Source organism: Segatella copri (genome assembly GCF_009494835.1).
GTDB classification, from domain to species: domain Bacteria; phylum Bacteroidota; class Bacteroidia; order Bacteroidales; family Bacteroidaceae; genus Prevotella; species Prevotella copri_F.
Genome location: NZ_VZBE01000061.1, coordinates 1 through 4160, shown reverse-complemented (window position 1 = coordinate 4160; position 4160 = coordinate 1). Strand labels below are relative to the sequence as shown.

Below are 4160 nucleotides of genomic sequence, written 5' to 3'. Positions count from 1 at the left end.
CATTATCGAACACTTTACGCTTGTCGGCACCATTCTTCACCCATACGATTCCCTTATTATCATGATAAGGCTTATTGAGTCCTTCCTTCACAGTAGCAATAACCAAGTTGCCATCCTCGACCTCAACAGTATCTATCTTTATCAGAATGGATGGCACTACGTTTTCAGAAGCAATGTCACTCAACAAATTGGTTGTTTCTTGTACCTCAGAATACGACAAGACATTGGTTTCTCCGGTCTTATCCTTTATACCAACTACCAACTTACCACCATGTGAATTACTGAACGCCACTAACTCACAGGCAATATCATATTTGTCGAGAATGCGTTCCTTGAACTGCACCCCCGACACCTTGCCAGCGTTTATCTGTTTCAATATATCGTCCATCATTCTCTGCTATACATTATTATAATATAAGTGAATACGCTTGCAAAAGTAAGAAAATAATTTCAGAAAAAGGGAAAATGTTCTTAAAAAGTTTACAAAACACGCAAATAATTTTCAACATGTCGCTGAATGGCATCACGCTGGTTCTTGTACCCCAATATAACGGTCACCGGCGCGTAGCGGAATTGAAAATCGCTGGCCGAAGAGTAAAGCAAAGGTAAAGGACGTGCTGCTTCTGGAGCTTTTTGGGTCCCTAATCCCAAAAATCAGTATAAATTTTGGGATTAGGATTTTTTTTCGTATCTTTGTGCCGAAATTGAAACAAAGAACTTTATTAATAATGGAAAGGGTTTAATGATATGATACAACGCTAACACTCAATTTCCGAATACCTATTCAAGGGTCTATACGCCACCTGTTCATCGTGGCATATAGACCCTTGTCGTTTTCTAAATTCTTTAGCACTCCGTTATTTTCCACAAGTCATTACCTTTATAGATGATGGCTATCTTGTGGATAGGCTTTCCATTCATCAGCTGTGGCAATCTTGTGTCTTGCGCATATTGCTCCAACTGAGTCCTTGCTTCTTCCAAGGCCTTGTTTCCTTCTTCATCGGTATCGCCCGTTTTCAGATATTTCAACTCCAAGAGGTAGGCATGGGCAACCTCTGGAAAACGAGTGAGGTCCGGAATCATCGTCAAGTCGCAATAACCACCATTCAACTCCATTTCCTGGATGATATAGTAATAACCACTATGGTTGAGATAAGCGGCGATGAAACCTTGCAGATTGCGCTCTGCCTGGATGCTGGAGTGAATACTTGTGCAGTTTCGATAACCTTCAGCGATGTATTCGATGGCTGGCTTGATGTTACCATCCAGAGCCATTACATCGTATCGGTCGGCAAGATGATTATTGTTGATTTTGGCATCCCTGTTGTATTCATCCAACACATAGCCGTAATATTGGCGGCGTACATTCTCGTTAGGGATCCCCAACTTTACTCTTCTGCCACGCTTGCCAATGATGGTCAGCATGCCGTAATAGTAGAGCAGACTTGGGAACAGGTCAGGGTCAACCAAGTCTTCAGCAGGGAAACTTTCTCTCAGCTCCGCCCAGATGTAACCTTGGTTGATGATTTCTTTCAGCACGCTCTTGCGGTCGCCCTGCAGCTTGTCCAGGAAGATGATCTTCTTCATCTTGGCATAATCAGTCATGGTGTTTGGGTCTACCATCTCGTCCGGTGCTTTGCCAAAACGGATGAAATGGCGGAGATAATAGATAACCATATCCGAATTGAACATCTTGGGGTCTGTAACCAGACTGTCCTTCGCGAAGCAATAGTTGTCATACCAAGGCTTCATGTCGGTAATCAGCTGGTCGGTCGGAACCTTGATGAGTCCTACTTCTCTGTAGTATTCTATCATTTCCCGTACCTCGTTCTCGCTGAATCCCAGCATCATGTTGAACATGGGGTCCATGGAGAGATTGGTGCCGATGTTATAGCCACTGTTGAGGTCGTTCACGGTGACAGGACTTACTCCCATCATCATGATGCGTTGGAACATTCCCTTGAATAGCTTGAAGAAGTCACGGTAGAAGCCTTGTGCATGAGTCAAGGCGTGATACACAGCTTCTCCTTCCTCACTCAGGATGTTGTTGGTGAAGTTGTCATACTCGTCGATGATAAGGTAAAGTTGCGTACCTTTGCTTTTGGAATAAGTATTCAGTGCTTTTAGCTTATAGGAGGCACCGGAAAAGCCAAGGTATTCCTCCATGTTGAAATCTTCATCATAATAGGCAGCATACTTTTTGATGAAGCCATCCAATACGCTGTTACAATATATATTGAAGTTTTCCTCCAAGCTACCTTGTCCTGCTGCAGCTCTAGAGAAGTCGAAATACAAAACCTGATATTGTCCAAGTCCTTCGGTTGGGTGCGACTCAATCCAAGTATCCTTGAATGTAGTATGGAACGAGTCTTTCTTCTCGATGTCGTAGTAGGCTTGAAGCATCGTAAGGAAGACACTCTTTCCAAAACGGCGTGGTCGGATGAGATAGAGAAAGTCTCCAGCTTCCTCCATCTTAGGTATAAACATAGTCTTGTCAGCACAGTATCTGTTCTGACTCTTAATCCAGGTATAATCGGCAACGCCGTATGGTAATCTCTTGTAATCCATATCTTCTTCGTTTTATCGAGTACAACCAATTCAATTGCAAAGATAGTGGAAATAATCGGGAATAGCAAGACTTTTCTCAAAAACTTCCTTAAATGATGTTTTTTCGTTGTAGTAAATTAAATATCCGCAAAGCTGGTATATGCAAAAAGGGTCTATACGCCACCTTTTCATCGTGGCATATAGACCCTTGTCGTTTCCCGTGAGGCGCAATGTGTACCAAACCTGTTAATTATAAGTAATAAAAACAAAAAATCTATCGTTTTTGTTACTTATGTGAAACAAAAAGAGTATCTTTGCGAAAAGTTTTACTCGTATGAAACAAAAAATATTAGAAAGACTAGGGTATTCCAATCGTATCGAACGCATGTTTGGACGTGGAATGATGATTGCATTGACCGGCCAGAGGCGTGTCGGCAAGAGTTGTGTGATGCGGCGAATTTATAATCACATCGCTGAGAATGAAGAAAATCACGTTATCTATATAGATAAGGAGAAAACCTCATTTGATATGATAGCCAACTATCAGGATCTGGAGGCTTATGTAGCAGCCAACATCGTTGAGGGTAAGGAAAACTATCTGTTTATCGATGAGGTGCAGGAGATTTCTGATTTCGAGAAAGCACTCCTCAGTATCCAATCGGATGATACCTGCCAGATTATGATTACCGGCAGCAACGCCAAAATGCTTTCGGGCGAACTGGCAACTCGCCTGAGAGGCAGATATATTGCTTATCGCATTAGAGGACTCTGCTATGAAGAGTTCCTGACGTTCCATGAACTGAAGGATGATGATGCTTCCTTGAACCTGTATCTGCAGTATGGCGGGCTCCCTCAGTTGCGCAGTTTAGGATTGGAAAATACGGATTTGGTAGAAGATTATCTTGACAATGTGTATAATACGATAGTACTTCGTGATATCATAGAGCGAGAAAACATCAGAAACATACCATTGTTGCGAACGCTGCTGAAGTTTGTGAGCGATAATATCGGTAAACAATTCTCAGCAACGAGTATTGTAAAATTTCTGAAAAGCCAGAACACCGAAACGTCTGCCAAGATGATTCTCACGTATTTGGAGTATTTAAGCAATGCTTTTATTATCGATCGAGTTAACAGATACGACATTCATGGCAAGCGACTTTTCGAGTTAGGCGACAAGTTCTATTTCGAAGACCTGGGAATCAGGAATCATATTATAGGTGGCAACAGGCGTTTTGATATCGAAAAGGTGATGGAAAACGCTGTATATATCCATTTGTGCAGGATGGGTTATAAAGTATATGTTGGTCAGATGTATAAGGCCGAGATTGATTTTGTTGCCGAGAAAGCGGATAGTGTGGCGTATGTGCAAGTTACCTATCTGCTGGCTTCTGAGGAAACGGTAGAGCGTGAATTCGGCAATTTGAAATTGATAAAAGACAGTCATCCCAAATACGTGATTTCTATGGATAGGCTTTACAGTCAAACCAATATTGATGGCATTAAGCACATTCATCTGCGAGATTTTCTGAAAATGACTACTTTGGTTTGATGCCAGGTAGATTACGAATATCACCATATAATCAAGGGTCTATACGCCACCTGTTCATCGT

Annotated in this window: 3 protein-coding genes; 1 reads left to right on the top strand and 2 read right to left on the bottom strand. The window is 42.0% G+C overall.

The features are described from left to right. Together F7D47_RS09535 and F7D47_RS09530 are read right to left on the bottom strand one after the other, a co-directional pair. A partial coding sequence (locus F7D47_RS09535; protein ID WP_194253066.1) for an AlbA family DNA-binding domain-containing protein occupies positions 1-391 on the bottom strand: 391 nt, incomplete at its 3' end. 455 nt (positions 392-846) lie between these two features. After that, entirely contained in the window at positions 847-2568 is a 1722-nt protein-coding gene (locus tag F7D47_RS09530; protein ID WP_153085968.1) for an AAA family ATPase, read from the bottom strand. Positions 2569-2881: 313 nt separating this feature from the next. Between F7D47_RS09530 and F7D47_RS09525 the strand changes: the two genes are divergently transcribed. Then, positions 2882-4099, top strand: a complete 1218-nt coding sequence (locus F7D47_RS09525; protein WP_022109872.1) for an ATP-binding protein — start codon at positions 2882-2884, stop codon at positions 4097-4099. Positions 4100-4160: the final 61 nt, after the last annotated feature.